The following is a 21,964-nucleotide window of genomic DNA, read 5'->3' on the forward strand; positions in this document are numbered from 1 at the left end:
ATATGGAAGAGTGTTTATCACTTTTTACTGATTAATTATCTCCATGCATCAATCCATAATTGAAGTTTATTCCATAAAATTGCACTTTGAAATCAATCGCCTCCGAATTGTTTAACTTTTATAAAAAATCATCGCCCAACAACCTAGATAGTATTTTTGCGAAAGCAGAAAAAGTGACCTATACCAAAGGTCAACACCTAGCTGTACAATTCGAAAGAACCAATTATTACTTCATGCTCCAAGAAGGTGAGGTAAGTGTGTATTCCTATCTGGATGGTAGAAACAAGAAAATAGAACTAGGCAGATATTCTAGTTTCAATTCCCCGCTAGGTCTTGATATGATGAATGAGCCGTATCGCTATGACTCTCATATTGAAGCCTATTCTGATACTGTTACTGTTTTGCGTTGGGACAGAAAGCAACTCAACTTATTTCTTGATAAAAATATTGATCTAGCGATTTTGTTCTTTGAGCATATCAATAGACATGCTTTGGATTTGATCAGAGAGTCAAGTTACCTCTTTGCGAATACCGCAATGATCACCAAGCAACCAGAAATTGCATTAAAAGCGGCCAAAGGTTACGATTCTCCTTTAGGATTCAATGAAGATGATCTCGTTGTCTTTTTGCTCCAGTCCCCTTTCTTCGAAATCTTCGAAGAGGAAGATTTGAGAGTATTGTCCAAACATATCGTAAGAAAGCAATACAAAGTCGGCAACATCATTGACCTACAAGATGAAGTCAGCAAGGGGATCAGCATCTTGAGAGTAGGCGACATTCGATTTTCACGTTTCAATAGTGAAGGAGAGGAAAAATACAAGGTTTCTCTTCGTGCCATTTCTACGCCAGGCTACCTACTGGGTCCCTCTGGTTTTTTGGGCGCTGAAAATGTGATGACCACCAAGGCGAAAAAGGACTCTGTGATCCTACATATCCCATATGATGCGGTCAAGGCGCTCAGCAAGAAGAATCCTGCCTTTGCACTAAAACTGCAAATCAGAATCTCATGGCTGCTCAACAACCAGTTGAGAGGATTGAGAGCACGATTGATTTCTGCTCAGTTCAACGAGGAAGTGACTGTATCGACCAATTTGATAGAAAGCAATCGGGCAAGTTTATCATTGAGTTCGCCACTGCACAAAGTCCCTCATTTGCTGAGTTTTAAGCACACGATCACAGACGGATTGAGTATTTTGCACCATGTTGAGTTGAATGGATCAGGTATCGAAAAGAACATTGCCTCTCTCTGTCTGGACAATTTGCACGACACACAACGGGAGGTGACTTTCTATGAAAACCTCCAGAAAATGTACAACACTGTGGTGTCAGCTCCTGCCATCATGATGGCAGATCGTGTACATAAAGAATGCATCAAACTCTCCAAAGAGACTTTTGATCAAATATCGACTTTCGTCAAAGGCAAAGAACTGATTCCAGAGCAACCTGGTAACCTATTTATTTACAATCATTTGCTCAATCCACCCTACTATGCATTGCCCAATCAGTTCCAAATCAATTTGGATTGTCATTTTTTGAGCACCATCATCAGTGAAGCATACAACGAAGAGGTGGGGATGAAAATCGTACGTAGTGGTAGAGAAATCGAACACGGTCATCAATCCTACTACGAACGACTGGGGTATATCAACGCCTATTCGGAAGACACGAGCAGCAGCGAAAATTTCGAAAAGAACGAACGCGTATCCGATCAGATAGAGGAGTTCCTCACGGAATACAACAACGTGATCATCGCACCAGAGCACACATCCTACACCACAGAGCAATCTCCTGGATTGTTCAATGCAGACGTGTTCGAAAGGGTATTGGAGATGGAAAGAGAGCCTCTTATCGTACCTGTGGTGATGGCCAATTTTGATCAGCGAATCAGGAACAACAAGTTTGCCTGTGAGATCAAAGAGCCCTTCCTATTGAGCGAAAAAATGAAGTCATACAACACGGACAATGTTCGGGATTTTCTTCAAATGTACCGAGGAGAGTTTAAGCATCACGTCAAGCTCCTAAGAGAAGAGATACAATAATCTTTTGCTAGACTTTAGATTATTAGAAGTTAGATTTTAGACACTTGTATGGTCTAAAATCTATAACAATATAAAACGGCACGGGTCTGAAAAATATATCTTGAAGTCAAAGAGATACACTAAATCACTCTGTATCAAACCTATGACAAAGCATCCAAATCAAGCCTGCCATATCACAGGATTTCACATCGGAAAAAAGCCTTTCTACCTTGTTGATACCCATAGTTATGTTCTCAAACGGCTACTACATTTGTATCATAAGGTTTTGAAGAAAGCCTTTCTTATTTACAAGTTTACTGAAGATAGAATTTGAGTGAGTGAGTAGGTTAATTTCTACAGAAACGATCATTCTTTTTTAAAGTATTTCTGTGTATTTGATGTTTTCAAGTCTATAGGCTCTACTGGTTGTCGGACGGTAGAGCCATTTTTTTGTCCTTTTTTCAATCTTCTATAACGACCTCTAAATTTTCATATAGCTGTCAATACTCCTAATCCTCTGGATAGGGAACAAATACGAAATTGGTAAAATCTTTGTCTATCACGAACAAGCAGCAAAACTCATCCGCGTCTTTATATGCTTCTTTGAACATTTCAATTTTATCCTCTTCGACCACTTTCCTCTGAACGAATTCATCCAAAAAAGATGCTGAGTAGTTCCAATCATTGTCCAGCTCACCCGCTTTGTACAGTATCTGTCCTATAGACACTTCTTGCTTGGAAATTGGAAAAATTGGGTAATCAGAAAAACCACGAGCTCTAATTTGATAAGAAGCTTCCTTGATGTTTTCACAAACTTTTACAAAATCTTGGGTAATAGTCCCCAAGTATTTTCCATTCAATTCTGGATCGTTATTCATTTCTATCGCTTGGTTAATAATACTATATTCTCCACATGGTGTGTATGTGGGAACATGTCCACAGGTTGTATTTTCGTGACTTGATAATTTGCATCCATCATCGCAATATCTCTAGCCTGAGTCGCAGGATTGCAACTCACATAGACGACTTTCTGAGGTGAGAGTTTGAGAATCATCTCGACGACATTTTCATGCATACCCGCACGTGGTGGATCAGTGATGATCACATCAGGCCTTCCATGTTTAGCTACAAATTTATCATTGAGGACATCTTTCATGTCCCCAGCAAAAAAATCTACATTGGTGATCCCATTGACTTCTGCATTGACGAAGGCATCTTGGATCGCATCCTCTACATATTCTATCCCTATGACCTTCTTAGCCTTTTTCGCACAGTAGTTTGCAATCGTACCGGTCCCCGTGTACAAATCATAGACCAGTTCATCGCCTTGCAGATCGGCAAACTCGATCGTTTTGTCATAGAGTATTTTGGCTTGTGCTGAATTCGTTTGATAAAAAGACTTGGGTCCAATTTTGAATCTCAAATCTCCCATTACTTCTTCAATATGATCTTTGCCCGCAAACAACACCACCTCTTGATCATAAATGGTATCATTGCCCTTTTGATTGATCACATAAAGCAAAGAAGTAATCTCAGGAAATTGCTCTTTGATGTGATTCATCAACCCATCAATTGCCTCCTGATCAGGCTCAAAGAACTGAATCAGCACCATCACCTCCCCACTATCCGTCAATCGAATCATCAAGTTGCGCAACAGACCGTGTTGGTCTCTGATATCAAAAAAGGTCAGACTGTTGGCAAGGGCATATCTTCTGATTTCATTCTTGATGGCATTGGTAGGCTCTTCCATCAAATGACAAGTCTCTACATCGACTACTTTGTCAAACAAACCTGGGATATGAAAACCGAGACCATTTCTCTCAATTTTGTCAGAGGTATCGATTTGTTCTTTGGTAAGCCACTTCTTGTTGGAGAATGTAAATTCCAACTTGTTGCGGTACCGCAAGGTCTTTTCTGATCCCAAGATCGTAGCAACCTCTGGCAACTCCACTTTGCCAATTCGCTGCAAACTGTCCTCTACCTGCTGTTGTTTGAACTCGATCTGAGAAGCATAATTGAGGTTCTGCCATTTGCAGCCACCACAAGTACCAAAGTACTCACAGGTCGGCTCTACCCGCAAATCAGAGTACTGATGAAAATGCACAGGGCTACCTTCCATGAAAGCCTTTTTCTTTTTGGTAATATTCACATCCACCACATCTCCAGGGACAGCTCCTTTGACAAATATCACCTGACCATCCAATCTGGCGATGCTTTTACCCTCTGCCGCTACTGCCTCAATTTTGAGGTTGTCCAACCTAATTTGCTTTTTTCTTCTTGCCATTGGGCGCAAAATTAGCTGAAAATAGCACCGATTAAAAGCTTAGTTTCATTTCAAGTCTTACTAAATTCGACCATTCAAATTTTTGACTTCATATTCATCAACACAATCAGCAAGCATACGTACCTAGTACGAAGATTTTCTACATAACTGACTCCATGCAAAAGACACTTATCATCACTGGCGGTACCTCAGGCATCGGCAAAGCCTGCATCCTCCGTTATGGCAAAGAAGGTTATCAAATCGTCTATACAGGTAGGGAACAAAGCAAAATAGACCGTGTCCAAAAGGAGTTTGAATCAGCTGGCATCCAATGCGTCGGCATCTGTGCACCTGTAGAAAGTGAAAAGGATGCTCAAAACGTGATAGAGGTAGCCATAGAAAAATTCGGGAGAATCGACGTGTTGATTTGCAACGCTGGCGTATCAATGAAGGCACTTTTTGAAGATGTGGATCTCAAGGTATTCGAGCGGGTCATGCAGATCAATTTTATGGGAACGATCAACTATGTCAAGCATGCTCTGCCTCACATCATCCAATCCAAAGGCTCTATTGTTGGCATATCGTCCATCAATGGTCACCGCGGTACGCCTGGACGTACTGCCTACTCAGCCTCCAAGTTTGCCATGGAAGGGTTCTTTGAGGCACTCAGAATAGAGGTGATGAAACGAGGCGTTCACATCATGACTCTGAGTCCTGGATACACCCAATCCAACATCCGAACCAATGCATTGGGTCCTAACGGAGCAATTCAAAATGAGTCTCACAAGAATGAAGAAAAACTCATGGATGCTGATACAGTAGCCAACCACATCTATCAAGCACAAATCCGCAAAAAACGGGGTGTGATCCTAACACTCCTCGGCAAAGCATTGATTTTCCTCAACAAGAGATTTCCAAAATGGATGGACAGAACTGTCTACAATGTCATGACCAAGGAAGACCCATCGTTGATTAGAGAGTAGTCGATGGTCAAAGGCTGAGACATAAAAGACAACGGTCAACAGTTAACTGTCGACCGTAAGCATTCACAATACTTTTTTTGATCAGAATCGTCACACATCAACTGTGGACAGTCGTCCATTGACTATCTATATAACCTTCTCTACCATTGACTGCTTGACATAGACCTCTGTGTCTCTCCACATGACTTTGCACCAGACATCGTCCTCAGTCACCACTGTGAGCCTGTGCCCCTTCTGAATCACCTCCACCAAATCAGATCCTGACGAAGGTCCGTCCATCAGGTAGGCATGGTCATGCGTGACAATGACTTGCTCAGGGCTCAATTGAAAATTGGACACAAAAAAGAAAACGATCAACAGCACACACATACTGATCGCATAGGGGTAGGCATTGGTTTTGCTCCAAAACTTGCGATAAACTACGACCACAAAAAGCAACAATGCAATCGCCAAGATTGAAATATTGACCAAGAAATAATTCCTATTGACCAGGCCTTTGAAAAAATCCGTGTCGGTCACTTCATACCCCTCCAATGTATGCTCCTCAGCAATATCCTGCATTTTGGTGCGGGCATTTTTGTTAGATGTGAGCAAATAATATTTGTTGAGATACAAAAGTGCTTGGCTATAATTCCCCAACCCTTCCTTGATGTATGCCATTTTCATCAGCATCTGTGGGCTGGCTTGACCTTCATTTTCGAGGATTTGGTGATAAATCTCAAATGATTCGGTGTATTTTCTCTCCTTGAATAGCGAGTCAGCCTGACTCAAGGAGGATTTATTCTCTAAGTCTTGCGCTGTTAATGAAGGAGTTATAAAAAGTCCTGAAACTATCAGAATAAAATTGAATAATATGTTTTGTTTTTTCGTCATTGCCTACCTAGATTTGCAACCGCAAAATAAGGGAATGGCTTAGAAATAAGAAAATTCTTTTAGAAGATTTGCAAAAAACGATTGGTTAGCTCAGCTGGTAGAGCAACGCCCTTTTAAGGCGTGGGTCCTGGGTTCGAGCCCCAGACCAATCACAACAAGACCCTGACAGCAATGTCGGGGTTTTTATTCACACCAGACGACTGGTTAGCTCAGCTGGTAGAGCAACGCCCTTTTAAGGCGTGGGTCCTGGGTTCGAGCCCCAGACCAGTCACCAAAGCCTCTTCAAACGAAGAGGCTTTTTTGTCCCGCAGCTTTACTGACTGATCCCTATTCAGGTCTATTCAGTGAGCTGTGTCATTATTAATCAATATCTAATCTGTCTTGATAAATAATAGCTAATTGAGAACCTGCTGCTGGATATGTGATACTTTAGGTGATGTCAAGCATATAGAGGCAGGCTGATACGACCTCAACAGATCCTTTAGGTCATCAATCCTTTCGGTGATCACTTCTCCCTCAGGGCAGTCCTTTACTTTGTGCAATTTTTTATGCCGACTGAGGTCTTCCTTTTTGAATTTGTTTAAGTATCCGCTTTGTGCTACAATTTCTTCCTTATGAGACAAATGGGTAAACAACTGACGACCCCATGCATCATGGATCAAAGTAAATCCTGCAATCCCTGTTTGTGCCTGATATGCTTTGGAAAACCCTCCGTCAATAACCATGAGCTTGCCATTTCCTTTTTTAGGGTTCTCTCCTCTCCTGACAGACACAGGAATGTGGCCATTTATGATGATGGCATCTGTGGAATTAAGACCAAATTCTCCTAACAACTTGATGCAAAACGCTTCATTTTCTCTCAATGAGAAATAGGTATTTTTCTTTTCTGTATGCAACAATTGATCACTTGTGAAATATCTTTCAAAGGTTGCCATCTTATCTTTCCCGAAAACGGGTGATAGCGGCCCTGTCCATAAATACCACAACAAGTCTTTAGAATATTCGGCATTTTCTCCAACTTTAATTGGCCATGCGTTTTTTATAGTTTGATTCAGAAAATCAAAAAGAGATTTACCTTGATATTGTCCACGGCCTAAATCCACTGGGATAAAGTCTCCATCTTGATCGACTGGGACACAACCGTGAAAGAACAAGTTGTTATTAGAAACCTTGTACATTCCTCCCTTTTCAAAAAGGAAGTTTGCGTGAGCTTGAAGTCTGTAGCTTTCAAGAAAGCATTTTTTCAATCTAAAAATCAGCTCATCTTCATCGTGAGTAAGCGAGTAAGGGTCTTCGGGATCTATCGTAGGAAAAAATGAGCTACTGAGTTTATGAATTTCACCGTTGATTTTAATCGTATTCTGATCAAAGTCTATTTTGTCAAGTAAAAGACGAGAATCCATGTTAAATTTTGGTCTACGGGCAATTAATTGTCCCTCCAACTTGAACTGTATAATTGCGACAGCCTTGTGCATGATTTTATTCAGGTCCTTCTCAGCGTCGCTCATAGCCTCGTCATCATCGGTTTTCGGCTCAAAACCAATCGCAGGGTCATCTCCATAATATTTCAATGCGAAGGTGGCCAAAGGGATAAGGTGTATTCCATATCGGATGAGTGTACCAATATTGCCATACCTGAGCGAAACTCTCAAGACATTGGCAATACACGCTTCGGATCCATATGCTGCACCCATCCATACTACGTCATGGTTGCCCCACTGGACATCACACTCCTGATGATCAATCAATTGATCGACGATAAGATCTGCCCCAGATCCTCTGTCATATATATCCCCTATGACGTGTAGTTTTTGTATGCTCAACTTCCGAATGAGGATGGCCATATCAGAGATGATGTTATTTTCTAAGTGTAACGCAAACAAATTGTCAATTACACTGAGTACATATCCTTGGTTGGTAGCATTTCTATTGACCAAATCCCAGATCACAGCATCAAATTTAGAAGTCATGACCTCATTGAAACGCCCCATTGAATACGTCCCAAGGAGAGTATTCATCACCTTGAGCATGTTTGAAACAACCCTTGTCAAGGACTCTTTTCTATCAACTCTATGCTCATAAAGCTCAAACGTATCTTGCGGATAGTAAATCATTGACAAAAGCTCACGTTTCTCCTGCGCAGACGTATCTACCGAGACAGTGCTATCGACAATTTGCTCAATCGTCCCAAAACCAATTCTAATTAGGTTTTCAAAAGTTTCGTGTGACCCATGCAAATCGCTTACAAACACCTCCGTGCCTTTGGTCAATTCAAGTATCGATGTTAGCCTGAGGAGTTCGGTAGAAGCACTTTCATAATCAGGGAATCTTTCAGACAATAGTCTAAGCGCCTTATTCATAATTGCAAGACATGTAATAAGAGAAACAAAAAGAATAAAAAAAGAAGGGAATCGCTGTTTAACAGGCGACTCCCCAATTCCATTTTCAAGATGGATAATTGCACTTATGGATTTTGCTTTGCCTCAGTATTATTGGTAACCTCATTGAGAGGAATGAAATAAATATTGCGTAGATCATCCCAAGGTATAATTTGAGTAGTTTCTCCATTTGGTAAATGGACACCTGGATAACTTCTATCAATATTCATTTTGTTTCTTACTAAATCGTGGGTTCTGAAGCCTTCCCAGGCCAATTCTAGTCTTCTTTCATTCAGCACCACCTCTAGGATATTAGCCAGTCCTTTAAAATCACCTGCCGAGTACAACTCAGTACCAGAAAGACCCGCACGCTCGCGAATTTTATTGACATCTGCCAGTGCTTCACTTTCATTGTTCAAATGTGCATAGGCCTCTGATCGGTTGAGATACACCTCTGCCAAACGAATCATTTGAGGAGAGTTTAAGGTCACGACATCATCCTGATATGAAAACTTGGTAATGAAATATTTGGGATAGCCGTTTCTCTGTTTGACGGTCACTCCATCGACATCATAATCTGGTTTGATAAAATCATTTCTCACATCGTTGGGATTGGCTCCCAAGAGGTCTCTCAACGTCTTGGAAGGATAAATCTCTCCCCACCCCAAGCCTTGATCTGTCAAGTACATGGATCCAACAGCTGCAAGTGTTTTATCATCTTGAAGCAATTGAGCAACATACCAGATCGCCTCAGAAGAAGAAGCGCTATTCCATAACGAATTGACATAATTGTCTCTAGGCTCCAATTCATATGGGCCATTTGTGATTACCTCATCAGCATAATCAATGGCGTCTTGCCATCTTTCCATGTGTAAATACACTCTACTCAACAGAGCCTGCGCCGCGCCCTTGGAGGCAAACGCACGGCCTCTTCCTGTCCCCATCAACTCCTCTGCTAGCAATAAATCTTCTTCGATTTGATCATAGCATTGACCTACAGTTGATCTAGCTTTCAATGGCGAATCTTCTATTGACAACTTTAGAATCACACCATCATTGTCGACACCATGAGAATAAGGTAAGGCAAAAAGTTTCAGTAACTCCAAATGCATGAATGCGCGAAGAAAATAGCTCTCACCCAACAACTGTCTCGAGTTCTCGTCCTGAGTATCGCCTAGGACTGCTATTATCTGATTGGCTCCATTGATTATTCTATAAGAAGAAAACCATAGATAACTTGTATTGTTCATCGCCGCAAAATGCTCGCGAGTAAAAGAGTAAAACAACGGATCTGTAGTTGATCCACTTAGCATTACATTGTCACTGGCATATTCAGCCAAATGGTGATAATGGCGTATCCAATAATTGGCTGTGTTGTTCGCTCCATAGTAGGTGATGACATCTTTCATCATGGCATAGTTGCCATTAGTGGCTGCCAGCAATCCTTCATAGTTTGTCGACAAAGATTCCGCCACGATGCCTTCACTTGGCAATTGATCCAACTCACACGCTGTAGTTATCATTATCAAGCAGGCAAAACTTATTATTAATATTCTTTTCATCTCTCTTCTGATTAAAATTTAGCGGTGAGTTTTATCAAATACTGCTTACTGATAGGATATTTAAAATCCTGAAAGCCTGGCAGTTCATACTCTGATGCAGAAATTCGTGTTTCAGGATCCAACCCCGAAAATTTCGTCCAAGTAATCAAATTGTCTGCGCTCAAGGAAAGATTCAGAGATTGCAAACCAATTGCAGAAATCATGTCTCTTGGAAATGCATAACCTAAAGAAACATTTCTCAAACGTATGTAATCACCATCCTCTAGATACCTAGAAGAGACCGCATTTGATTGCTGGTTACCTCCTCTTACAGGCAATGGGTGAGTTGCCTCGTCCCCTGGTTTTTCCCATCTACTCCATCCATCTTGGAGATTCATCAAATTATACTCAGGATATGCTCCATCACTGTCAAAAAGCTGACGTGCACTGTGATACACCTTGTTACCAAATTGATATGACAACAAGACATTGAGCGATATGCCTTTGTAAGCAAAGCTATTGGTCCATCCACCGTAAAACTTTGGAAGTACATCTCCCACGGCCTGATACTCTGCTTGAGAATATACACTTGTCGCTTCTCTCGATATCACATTCCCATCCGCATCACGATTCACCTTCTCCCAAAGAGGGCTACCGTCATCTGGATTCACTCCCAGCCACTTGGGCAAATACCATTGTCTCAGAGATCCTCCTACCTCAGAGATCTGCTGTGCCCCTGTCCCAAAGTACAATTCATCGTCATCACCTAAACTCACTATTTCACTTTTATTCCATGAAATATTAAAACCTGAGTTCCAAGAAAATTTACTAGTTGATTTTAGAATGTCAGCATTTACGGCAAGTTCTACTCCTTGATTTTTCACTTCTCCAGCGTTCCTCAACTGTTCTTCATATCCAATAGACAATGGTAGCTGAACTCTCAGTAGCATATCCTTGGTTGAGTTTTGATAATAATCAAGAGTAACATTGATTCGATCAAACAATGACATGTCCACCCCTACATTCCTAGAGACGACTGTCTCCCAAGTAATCTGTCTATCTGCCAACAAGGGAATTGTACCAGCAGGACTGCCATTATAATTGGTAGAAAGGTCATAATATGATAAATAAGGAAAGTAAGTACTACCTACATTGTCATTGCCAACCTCTCCGTAACTAGCTCGAGCCTTCATGAAAGTAATCGGTCCCTCGCCAAAAAAGTCCTCTTCACTAATCAACCATGAGGCGGACACACCAGGGAAGTACCCCCATCTATTGTTAGGGCTAAATTTGGAAGACCCATCTGTTCTGAAAACTCCTGTCAAGAAATACTTTCCTGCATAGGAATAATTTAGCTCCGAAAGGAAAGACATCCGGGTACTGGTCACATTTGATCCTCCCACACTCACTGGCTCTGCTGCCGCATCCAGTACATTCAATCCGATGGGGATGTTTCGTGCCGAAGCATTCAAATATTCCGCATAATAACTAGCCCCCTCTACACCTACAAAAGCACCAACAGAATGCTTGCCGATATTCTTGCTTCCTCTAAGAATTAAAGTGGAAATCGCATCTCTCGAACTATTGTCCGAGCTAGTAAGTGTCCCATTACTGGCCTTACCATCTTTGGTTCTAGGATCATAAAAAGTTTCATATCCCGAATCAAACAAAGACACCATGGTACGAGACTCAAGACTCAGCCACTCTGTCATATCAATGGTCAAAAAGACGTTGCCCGTCATGGCCAAAGATTTGTTTTTGTTGTAATTGTACTGAGCCGTATGCAACACATTTCTTTTATCCCTACCATACCATTCGAGAGATGTGGTATTGTCGATGTATTTTACCGAACCATCATCCGCATAAGGATTATCCCAAGGTAAATTTAGAAATGGGTCATATCTCCAATCCCAAAAATCTTGGTTGCTGTCACTTTGAACTACCGAAAAATTTGTTTTAAGATTTATGTTATCCTTGATCTGAAAACCCAAATTCGTACGAAAGCTGATTCGTTCATAGCCTGTATTCACAAGTGTTCCATCCTCATTATAGTAGTCCAGAGACACAGCATAGGTTGAGTTTTCACTACCTCCTCTCGCTGCTACATAATAATTTTGAAGCATGCCTGGCTGATACACTTCATCGACCCAGTTAAAATTTTGATCCTCCAAATTACTCGGTCTTTGATTAAGAAAACCCACAGTATTGGTGCCCCACATTACCTTTTGAACTTCATAAAGATCAGCTCCGTTCATTACCGAAAAATTTCCCGTCGTAATTCGCTTTTGCCCTAAGGTAGCCGAAAACTCTATTTCTGAATTTTTCTTCGTCCCTACCTTGGTAGTCACCACCATCACTCCACCAGAAGCTAACGAACCATAAAGTGCCGTAGCAGCGGCATCTTTCAATATCGTCACAGATTCTACATCATTGGGTTGATAAGTCCCCCCAATCATACCATCCACTACTACTAGTGGTGCTCGATCTGCCGTGAGAGAATTGACTCCTCTAATTCTTATTTCAGCAGCGGACCCAGGAGCACCTGTCGATGTAGTGACACTCACACCCGCAACCTTACCCTGAAGCATGCTTTCGACATTGGAGGAAGTCACGTTCTGTAAATCATCACTACCCAAAGTACTGGCAGAAGCCGAAATCTCTTGCCTTGATTTGATTGAGTACCCCATCACCACTACTTCTGAAAGCTCAGATGCATCTGGCTCCAAGGTAACGTCAACAACGGACCTACCTCCTATTGCCTCTCTAGTACTGGCAAAACCCACAAATGAAAAGACTAAAACATCGTCTCCCTTTGCCTCAATAGAATAATTACCCTCGAGATCAGTAACGGTTCCTACTGATGAACCTACAACAACAATTGTCGCTCCCGGCAACCCTTCTCCATCCTCACTTGATATCACTCGCCCATTAACCAAAGACTGAGCCTTCAAATTTGGAGCAATTATAACCAATAGCAGGATTAACACTCTTCTTATAAATGTTTGTATCATATAATTATCTGCTTTAAACTTTCATTTCCTTTTATTTAAGAATAGCCAAATTAAATAATATTTATTTAACTTTCAATTTCTTTCTTTAATAAAATAAAATTTTCTTTATCTTATTTATTATTCTTTCAATTTATCAGCACATATAACATGATTTTATTCAAACCATCATCCAAATGGCTCATATTCACTTTTGCAACAACCATATCGTGGGGCATATGGGGAGCACTTATAGAATTACCCGAAAAAAATGGCTTTCCTGCTACCATGGGATACATTGCATGGGCACTCACCATGGTACCTTGCGCAATCATAGCACTCAAAATAGCAAATTGGAAGCTTGACAAAAAGCCTAAATCCATCTTACTAGGTATGGCAGCAGGCTTAACAGGTGCTGGTGGTCAAATCATACTGTTCCAAGCATTGCGCGAAGGACCTGCGTATATTATTTTTCCTATTATATCCCTCTACCCAATCATAACCATCTTGCTTTCCGTCTCAATTTTAAAGGAATCAGCAAGCAAAAGACAAGTTTTTGGAATTCTATTTGCCCTTGCGGGAATTTTTCTTCTCTCTTATAGTAAAGGAGACAATTCTATCACACAAGGATACACTTGGCTCATCCTCTCTGGACTCGTATTTCTATCATGGGGCACTCAAGCCTATGTAATGAAATTCTCCAATGAATCAATGAGCGCTGAAAGTATCTTCTTTTATATGACAATCTCCAGCCTTATATTGACACCTATAGCATACGTGATGACAGACTTATCCATAGATATCAATTACGGATGGGATGGAGCATACAGCGCACTACTGATTCACTTCCTCAATTCTATCGGCGCACTAACCTTGGTATATGCACTTAGATACGGAAAAGCAATCATAGTCGTACCCTTGACAGGCCTATCTCCATTGATCACAATCACACTATCCCTAATCCTGTATAACGTGTGGCCTAGCCCCTCACTATTTACCGGAATGGTGCTAGCCATAGTTGCGATATGCCTATTCTTCGAAGAATAACTGCTGATCCGCAGATATCTATATGTTATTTAAACTACGACACAAACAATATTAATATTTTATTAAATTTCGTTTGCTTTCTTTTTAAAACTTTATAACTTTCGAAATCTAATTATAAAGGTTACGAAAAGTGTCGGAACCTAGTCTCTAAAAAAAATAAATTAAACTATATGAAAAATCTCAACTTTAAAAATTTGCTAACGCTGGGCTTATTAGTAAGTGCCACTGTGTTTTTCTCATGTGAGGACAAAGAAGACAAACTACTTGCTCCTGAAGCTGGATTTACTTCTGAAATAGACGGCAAGACCATCACACTTACCAACACGACAGAAGGAGAAGAAGTAACCTATTCTTGGGATTTTGGTGACGGAAACACTTCAGTGGAAGTATCTCCATCACATACTTATGAAGTAAATGGTAGCTATGTAATTACCTTGATAGCAACCAACGAAAGCGGTACAGACGACACGCAAGCTGCTGTAGAAATCATCAACATAAAAATCGATGGTGACTTAAGTGATTGGGATGACATTCCTGCTTTGGATTTCGAAGGAGACGGATCTTTTGTACAAGTGAAAATGGAAAATCTAGGAAACCAAAAGCTTTACGTCTATATTGAAGGAAATCAAGATGCGACTTCATTTATTGATTTTTGGTTAGATCTTGATCATGAAGCAACAGCTTTGGGAGAAAGCGACACCACTGGATACACCAATCCCGCCCTATACCCTGCAACCAATTTAGGTCTTGACGTCCTGTTTGAAGGTATATTTGGCAGCCCATCAGGAAGAGAACTCAGCGGAATGTTCTTCGGTATATTTTATACAGATGACGATGACGATCTATTCACCAACAACACCGATTTCTCAAAAAGAATAGAACCAGGATTCAGTAATCAAGTAATCTTTTCTGACTTTGTCAAAACAGAAGGAAGTGTCGCTTACGAATTCTCGATTGACCTCCAAGCATTCCCAGAACATTTAATCCCAGAACAAGGCAATAAAATTAGCTTTTTCATAGACGAATGGGCTAATTCACCTGAATCAACTGATGGTTGGTGGGCAAGTTTTTCTGGCCACTACCCAGGCAACCAAGGTGCCGATGGAGCTGAGGCAGCTACCTACATTTTGAAATAATCTATCTTTTCATTTTAAGGACGCAATGTTATGGACAAAACCACAACATTGCGTCCTTTTATTAACAGATTTTAGTCATGCAAAAAAGTCTAATAGTTGTCATCTTCTTCATCCTTACAAGTCCCCTAAGGTCCAACTGTCAATCAGTCACATACCAAAGCCACAGCGATATCATATCCAATCCAGAAAGAGGGTTTTATCACCACACGGAAACACACTCAGCCAACTATAACTTACTCTCTGAATCAACACTTGCTTCTTACCAGCAATCAGAATCTATTACCCAAATATTACGCGTGTTTTACCTAGAAGACTTTAGAACATCTCCAATCTCAGAAGAATACCTCAACAATATAAGAAAAGACTTTAGTGTAGCCAGAAACGCAGGTATCAAATGCATCATTAGGTTTGCCTATACGACTAAAAGCACCTCTCCATACAATGATGCTAAACCGGAAATTGTTCAAACACATATTGCCCAATTGAAACCTATTTTTCAAGCGAACGCAGATGTAATTGCAGTCATGCAAGCTGGATTCATAGGTGCTTGGGGAGAATGGTATTACACGGACCATTTCTCTAGCAACCTCAGCGTCACCGAAAAAGATTGGGAAAACAGAAGACAAGTAGTTTTCAACCTATTAGACGCACTAAGCAGCGACAGATTTCTACAAATAAGAACTCCCGGTTACAAGATGAAAATTTTTGATTCACAAGAACCCCTAGATGAATCCACCGCCCTTTCAAACACATACAATAGTCGACTTGGGCATCACAACGACTGTTTCGTTGCCTCCTCTTCTGACTTTGGCACTTATGTTAATCCAGATGTGGAGAAACCTTACCTCAATCAAGAGACGCTATATACCCCAATGGGCGGTGAAACTTGCGCGCTCGCCTCGCCCTATTCCGACTGTGACAATAGTTCCAACGAACTGGCACGTTTTCATTGGTCTTACCTAAACAGAGACTACAATACTCAAGTACTTAACGAATGGGACAGCCAAGGTTGTTTTGATGAGATCACGCTAAAGCTTGGATACAGATACGAGTTGATATCTGGTACATTTACAGAAATGGTTCAACCTAGTGGTACGTTTTCATTCAATCTAAACCTGCAAAATATCGGCTATGCCAACCCATACAACCCCAGAGAAATAGAAATAATACTCAGAAATCAAGACACTTCGGAAGAATATTTGATCAAACCTGAGGCAAACATCAGACTTTGGCCACTAGGAGAAAATATCAATCTTTCGTTTACCGCTGGCATCCCTGCAGAGGCAATAGAAGGCAGCTATGACTTATTGCTAAACTTGCCAGATTCATACGAAACCTTACACGACGATCCTAGATACTCTATACAAATGGCTAACACTGGTGTATGGGAGTCAAATACCGGGTATAATAATTTAGCACAAACTATTTCGATTTCATCTGCTGGCACCCAACCTTTATACACAGGAGATATGGAGTTCAAGCTGATAGGAGCAACCTCAGACAATCTAGAAATCGAGGGTAGTTCTGAAATCTTTGGCACGACAAGTACTACTGGGATACTAGTCTATTGGGGCAGACAAAATACAGAGCTGAAACGCATCATACAGCGCTCAGAAAACGCAGGCGAATTCACCACTATAGCAGCCACACAAGCAAGTGAAGACTACTACTTAGACGCAAATGTTGAATCACAAAACCAATATACATACAGATACTACCTGGTACAGAACGATCAAAAGACGGCATATTCAGACGAAATCACACTAGAAACCAGCGACATAACCACACCGTCAATATCTATTGATGGACAGAAAGCTGACTGGGGAATTTCACCCCTACTAAATTCAGCAACACATGCAGGTCAAGCTTTCAGTATGCGGGTGTTTTTCGATGTTCAGAACCTAAACATACTCATGGAGGGACCAATTACTCAATATGAAGTCTACATCAATTCAGACCTTGACGGCAACACTGGATACCAAGAGGAAAACAATCCCATCCAAGGGGCAGATTACTTTATATCAAATCAAACCCTCTATAGATTCATCAATTCACAGTGGTCAGAAACCGAAGCAGTTATTACCACAGCAACAACAAGTAATATCACCGAGATTTCACTCAATCAAAAGGAACTTGAAAACTTAGGTTTACAGACTTCAGTTTCGTTTTACTCCTTGGTAAACAATGGTGAAATCCAGCTTTCCTCTACAAGCAACAAACCATCCATCGCATTCAGAGCACTACCCCCAGACCTACCTTCAAACATAACGGTTAAGAAATCGGAACTAATGCCAAAATCAAGGTTATTAATAACTTGGGAGGCATGTACGTACTGTACAGGGTACACATTAGAGAGATCCCTAGATCAAAGCAACTACATCGAAATAGGAAGATACAACGCTAATACGATAGAAACTCTAGATGACAACCTAGAAAATGAGACCACCTATTTTTATAGAATGACTTCCTTTAACAACATGGGAAGTTCTACCTACAGCGAACCAGTAAGCGGCACCACAGGAGAGACAATTTTAAAAACCCAGTTCGAAAAAAACGATTTCAATGTCTACCCAAACCCTACCACTGGCATCATCAATCTATCCAAAGCATACAATAAAATCTTCCTTTACTCTATATCAGGAACAATGCTCAGGTCAGCAGAGCAAACCTCTAGCGTAGACTTGAGTCAACTCCAAAAGGGTGTTTACATATTAGTAGCAGAAGACATTCAAACTAAATCCACAACAAAGGTGATCAAGCTATGATCACCTTTACTCCCGCATCTTCTAACCTCCTGCGATCCTCGTTATCTATCTTATCATCCGTCACTACCACATCAATTCTATCAACAGGACAGATATAGGCAAAGCTTTTCTTTTTGAATTTACTAGAGTCAGTCAAGAGAATTACTTCGTTAGCTATCTCAATCATTAATTCATTGAGATGGGCTTCCTCAATATTTGGTGTATACAGCCCCGTTTTGGTATCAAAACCATCCACTCCTAAAAAAGCCTTGTCTACATAGAAATTTTTGAGACCCCGCTCTGCCATTGGCCCTACCAACGACTGAGAATTTTTCCGAAGATACCCTCCAGGAATGGTCAAGCTTACATTTGGATTATTAATCAACTCACCTGCTATATTGAGAGCATTTGTAATCACAGTCAAATCCTTTATACCATTTAGGTTTTTAACCATCTCTGCAGTAGTAGTACCCGAGTCAATCAAGATAATCTCCGAATCACTAATTAAATTGGCAGCTGCCCTACCAATTTTAACCTTTTCATTGTAATTAAGTTTATCTTTTTCAGATAGGTTATAATCGACCCCTACCCTTCCTTCAATTTTCATCGCACCTCCACGTGCACGAATCAAAAGATTCTTCTGCTCTAGTTGATCCAGATCATTACGAATCGTAACTTCACTTACACCAAATCTAGAACTCAATTCTTCTACAAAGACCTTACCATCAGCATGAATAGCAGTAAGGATATCATTTCGTCTAGAGACAGTGGAACTTCTAGTATTTATAGGCATGGTTATGTGTTTATTGCAAAAATAGAAAAGTTTGGGACTTTAAAACAAGCGTTAATTATTAATGAAACTTTTCAAAAGTAAAAAAAGTAGTTACGAAAGTTTTTGAAAGCTTGAAGTTTATATTTAAATTTGAATCGACTCAATAAAACAAGCTTACACAAGATAAAACATATATGCACTTTTTAAATATCGATATTAAAACTCTAGAATCTTTGGGTGGTATACACACTGCCAGAGAGATTGCCCAACAACCAGCAGTTTGGAGAAAAATATGGAGTATAATACAGGAACAAAAGGATGAACTTAGTGAATTTCTAAGTAAAGCTGATTTTCATAAAATTATCTTAACAGGTGCTGGTACAAGCGCATACATCGGAGAATCCCTCACAGGAACTTTCTTTAGACACCAAAAAGGTTGTACAACAGCCATTCCCACGACCAATTTAGTTTCACATCCTTATGATTACTTCTCTAGCGAGGAGTCCTTACTTATGATTTCATTTGCTCGCTCAGGCAACAGTCCTGAGAGCAAAGCAGCAGTCGAGCTTGCCGATAAAATAAGTAAAAAATGTTACCATTTGATCATCACATGCAATCCAGTCGGTGAACTAGCTACATACCATACTAAAGGTGATAAGTATATCTTAAAGCTACCAGAAGAAACAAATGACAAGAGCTTAGCCATGACGAGCAGTTATACTGGTATGCTTTTAGCAGGTCTGCTTGTGGGCCGCTTAAATGAAATAGAAGCACTCAAATCACAGGTTGAGCAAGCTAGTAAGTACGCCGAAAGAATTTTAGAGTCATACCTAGATACTATCAAAGAAATTTCATCTCTACCATTCAAAAGAGCTGTATTTTTAGGTTCTGGGCCATTATTAGGTACTGCTACCGAATCACAACTCAAGCTCCAAGAACTTACTGATGGTGCGATTATCTGCAAAGAAGAATCCTTTCTAGGGTTTAGACATGGCCCTAAAGCCGTTGTTGATGAAGATACACTCATCGTGTACTTGCTATCAAATAACAAATATGTATGTCAATATGAACTTGATTTAATATTTGCCATGGAAAAAGGAAAAAAGGCACTCTCTCAAGTGGTTATTGCAGAACATTTTGATTTTGATTTGGATGTCAATTTTAGCATCCAATACACTGACAATGGAAATAGTCTTGACGAAGATTTCCTTTCATTGCCATCGATACTCCCTGGTCAACTCTTAGGCTTCTTCAAATCACTGGATCAGGGGCTCCAGCCTGATGAACCCTCTTCAAGCGGTGCGATTTCACGTGTAGTCCAAGGTGTTAACATTTATATTTTGCCTCAACCAACTCAAAACAGATAGCACAATGAAGAAAGTACTAGTTGTTGGAGAACTGAATGTCGATATCATCTTAAATAACATAGATGGTTTCCCTGAAATTGGCAAAGAAATTCTTGCTGAACAAATGACCGTAACTCTAGGAAGTAGCTCTGCCATTTTTGCAAGTAATCTTTGCTCATTAGGTGCTGATGTAACCTTTTTAGGGAAAATAGGGCAAGATCAATTTGGTGAGCTGATTGAAGATACTCTCCAAAAAAAGGGGGTAAAAACAGACTCTTTGATTAAGTCTAAAGCATACGCTACTGGATCAACCATAGTCCTCAATTATGACCTTGACAGAGCCAACATTACCTTTCCTGGAGCAATGGAACATCTCAATGCCCAAGAAGTTGAAGACGGTATCTTTGCAGAAGTAGAACATCTTCATGTGAGTAGCATTTTTATGCAGCCGGCACTCAAATCTGGAATTTTAGATCTTTTCAAAAGAGCCAAGTCGTGTGGGCTAACTACGTCACTCGATCCTCAATGGGATCCATCCGAGCAATGGGATTTGAACCTTCAAGAGGTACTCCCTTACATAGATATTTTCCTTCCCAACAGGGCTGAACTCTTGAATTTGACCAAAACTAGTACCATAGAAGATGGGATAGATAGTATCACAGATGTTGCCAATATCATTGCTGTAAAAGACGGTGCTGAAGGATCATACCTCATCAATAAAGGAAAAACCGAATGGCTACCAGCTTTCTTAAACAAAAATGTAGCAGATGCCATAGGTGCTGGAGACAGCTTCGATGCAGGTTTCATTTTTCAATACATTCAGGACAAACCGCTCATCGAGTGTCTAAAATTTGCAAACCTTACTGGAGCTATTAACACCACAGAATCTGGTGGCACCAAGGCATTTGAAAATAAAGATAGAATCATGGAAATAGCACAAACGCGATTTTCTTACAGTATATAAATATTAAACAGGAGCTAATAGCTCAAAAAATTTCACACGCTTAGAAACACAGGTTTCTAAGTAACCTATTTGGATTAAGCTAACAAACATGAAATTACAAGAACAACTCGCTCTTAACAAAAAAGAGGGAAAAGCTTTACTGGCTACTAACTTCTATAATTTTGAGACTCTATCTGCGGTATTGACAGCTGCGAAGGAGACCAATTCATCCATTATCCTCCAGCTTTCAGAAAGCTCCATTGCCTACATGGGACTAGAAGTAGCTACCCAATTGGCAAGAGCTGGAATAAAGCAGTATGGCATAAATGCTTGGCTTCACCTTGATCACGGAAATGATGTAGACTTGGTCAAAAAATGCCTAGATGCTGGTTTTGACTCAGTGATGATTGACGCAAGTGAAAGACCCTTTGAAGAAAATATCAAAATCACCAAAGAAATCGTAGATTATGCTAAGCCGTTAGGTGCTAATGTAGAAGCGGAACTAGGATACATATCTAAACTGGGACAAGAACAAAAGATGATCTACACCCGGCCAGAAGAAGCCAAGAAATTTGTAGAAGAGACAGGAGTTAATGCTCTTGCAATTGCGGTAGGGTCTGCTCATGGTTTTTATAAGGAAACCCCAAAGCTTCAACTAGATCTCATTGCAGAAATCAACGAAGCAACAACCGCAGCCTTGGTACTCCATGGAAGTTCTGGAATCCCACATGACCAACTACAGGAGTCTATCAAACGAGGGATCACCAAGATTAATCTAGCTACAGAAATCAAGAATATTTTCATGAAGAAACTACAGCTAACGCTGTCCGAGTCTGATGAGATTGACCTGAGAAAAGTTTTTCCATTGGCAACTCAATCGGCCATTGATTTGGTAAGGGACAAGCTCAATACTGTCAACTTTAGAGCATAATA

15 protein-coding genes and 2 tRNA genes are annotated in these 21,964 nt (G+C 40.4%); 10 read left to right on the top strand and 7 right to left on the bottom strand.

From position 1 onward, the window contains the following. Window positions 1-86 precede the first annotated feature (86 nt). Complete coding sequence (locus tag N6H18_RS17990; RefSeq protein ID WP_262309670.1) at window positions 87-2,039, top strand: Crp/Fnr family transcriptional regulator; 1,953 nt, start codon at window positions 87-89, stop codon at window positions 2,037-2,039. Window positions 2,040-2,527: 488 nt separating this feature from the next. Here N6H18_RS17990 and N6H18_RS17995 read toward each other — a convergent pair whose 3' ends face one another. Together N6H18_RS17995 and rlmD are read right to left on the bottom strand one after the other, a co-directional pair. Then, window positions 2,528-2,896 (bottom strand): hypothetical protein, encoded by a 369-nt coding sequence (locus tag N6H18_RS17995; protein ID WP_262309671.1) that lies wholly within the window; start codon window positions 2,894-2,896, stop codon window positions 2,528-2,530. A gap of 2 nt (window positions 2,897-2,898) precedes the next feature. After that, a complete protein-coding gene (gene rlmD, locus N6H18_RS18000) occupies window positions 2,899-4,302 on the bottom strand; it encodes a 23S rRNA (uracil(1939)-C(5))-methyltransferase RlmD (RefSeq protein ID WP_262309672.1) in 1,404 nt (467 codons plus the stop codon). 155 nt (window positions 4,303-4,457) lie between these two features. Here rlmD and N6H18_RS18005 point away from each other — a divergent pair, with 155 nt between their 5' ends. Continuing rightward, on the top strand, window positions 4,458-5,264 hold the full coding sequence (locus N6H18_RS18005) for an SDR family oxidoreductase (RefSeq protein WP_262309673.1): 807 nt from the start codon (window positions 4,458-4,460) through the stop codon (window positions 5,262-5,264). A gap of 126 nt (window positions 5,265-5,390) precedes the next feature. Here the strand turns inward: N6H18_RS18005 and N6H18_RS18010 are convergent, their stop codons facing one another. Further along, the gene (locus tag N6H18_RS18010; protein ID WP_262309674.1) at window positions 5,391-6,137 is read right to left on the bottom strand and encodes an SH3 domain-containing protein; all 747 of its coding nucleotides are present in this window, start codon (window positions 6,135-6,137) and stop codon (window positions 5,391-5,393) included. A gap of 79 nt (window positions 6,138-6,216) precedes the next feature. Here N6H18_RS18010 and N6H18_RS18015 point away from each other — a divergent pair. Then, window positions 6,217-6,289 (top strand) — tRNA-Lys (locus N6H18_RS18015). Window positions 6,290-6,335: 46 nt separating this feature from the next. Further along, window positions 6,336-6,411, top strand: a tRNA-Lys gene (locus tag N6H18_RS18020). Window positions 6,412-6,532: 121 nt separating this feature from the next. Here N6H18_RS18020 and N6H18_RS18025 read toward each other — a convergent pair. The 3 genes from N6H18_RS18025 to N6H18_RS18035 form a co-directional block, all read right to left on the bottom strand. Beyond that, window positions 6,533-8,497 carry a fructose-1,6-bisphosphatase gene (locus tag N6H18_RS18025; RefSeq protein WP_262309675.1) on the bottom strand — a complete coding sequence of 655 codons (1,965 nt, stop codon included), beginning with the start codon at window positions 8,495-8,497 and terminating at the stop codon, window positions 6,533-6,535. A gap of 104 nt (window positions 8,498-8,601) precedes the next feature. Beyond that, a complete protein-coding gene (locus tag N6H18_RS18030) occupies window positions 8,602-10,038 on the bottom strand; it encodes a RagB/SusD family nutrient uptake outer membrane protein (protein ID WP_262309676.1) in 1,437 nt (478 codons plus the stop codon). A gap of 50 nt (window positions 10,039-10,088) precedes the next feature. Further along, complete coding sequence (locus N6H18_RS18035) at window positions 10,089-13,067, bottom strand: SusC/RagA family TonB-linked outer membrane protein (protein WP_262309677.1); 2,979 nt, start codon at window positions 13,065-13,067, stop codon at window positions 10,089-10,091. Window positions 13,068-13,214: 147 nt separating this feature from the next. Here N6H18_RS18035 and N6H18_RS18040 point away from each other — a divergent pair, with 147 nt between their 5' ends. The 3 genes from N6H18_RS18040 to N6H18_RS18050 all read left to right on the top strand — a co-directional run bounded on the left by N6H18_RS18040 (window position 13,215) and on the right by N6H18_RS18050 (window position 17,991). Next, window positions 13,215-14,090 (top strand): DMT family transporter, encoded by an 876-nt coding sequence (locus tag N6H18_RS18040; protein ID WP_262309678.1) that lies wholly within the window; start codon window positions 13,215-13,217, stop codon window positions 14,088-14,090. A gap of 170 nt (window positions 14,091-14,260) precedes the next feature. Then, a complete protein-coding gene (locus N6H18_RS18045) occupies window positions 14,261-15,226 on the top strand; it encodes a PKD domain-containing protein (RefSeq protein ID WP_262309679.1) in 966 nt (321 codons plus the stop codon). A gap of 77 nt (window positions 15,227-15,303) precedes the next feature. After that, a complete protein-coding gene (locus N6H18_RS18050; protein WP_262309680.1) occupies window positions 15,304-17,991 on the top strand; it encodes a DUF4832 domain-containing protein in 2,688 nt (895 codons plus the stop codon). Here N6H18_RS18050 and agaR read toward each other — a convergent pair. Next, window positions 17,981-18,763 (bottom strand): transcriptional repressor AgaR, encoded by a 783-nt coding sequence (gene agaR / locus N6H18_RS18055; RefSeq protein WP_262309681.1) that lies wholly within the window; start codon window positions 18,761-18,763, stop codon window positions 17,981-17,983. The genes N6H18_RS18050 and agaR overlap by 11 nt on opposite strands. A gap of 173 nt (window positions 18,764-18,936) precedes the next feature. Here agaR and N6H18_RS18060 point away from each other — a divergent pair, with 173 nt between their 5' ends. From N6H18_RS18060 to N6H18_RS18070, 3 genes are all read left to right on the top strand, one after another. Further along, on the top strand, window positions 18,937-20,109 hold the full coding sequence (locus N6H18_RS18060; RefSeq protein ID WP_262309682.1) for an SIS domain-containing protein: 1,173 nt from the start codon (window positions 18,937-18,939) through the stop codon (window positions 20,107-20,109). Between the two features lie 4 nt (window positions 20,110-20,113). Further along, window positions 20,114-21,052, top strand: coding sequence for a carbohydrate kinase family protein (locus tag N6H18_RS18065; RefSeq protein ID WP_262309683.1), 939 nt, complete (start codon window positions 20,114-20,116; stop codon window positions 21,050-21,052). Between the two features lie 88 nt (window positions 21,053-21,140). Then, window positions 21,141-21,962, top strand: coding sequence for a class II fructose-bisphosphate aldolase (locus tag N6H18_RS18070; RefSeq protein ID WP_262309684.1), 822 nt, complete (start codon window positions 21,141-21,143; stop codon window positions 21,960-21,962). The last annotated feature ends 2 nt before the right edge of the window (window positions 21,963-21,964 follow it).

The sequence above is a fragment of the Reichenbachiella agarivorans genome (assembly GCF_025502585.1).
GTDB lineage: Bacteria > Bacteroidota > Bacteroidia > Cytophagales > Cyclobacteriaceae > Reichenbachiella > Reichenbachiella agarivorans.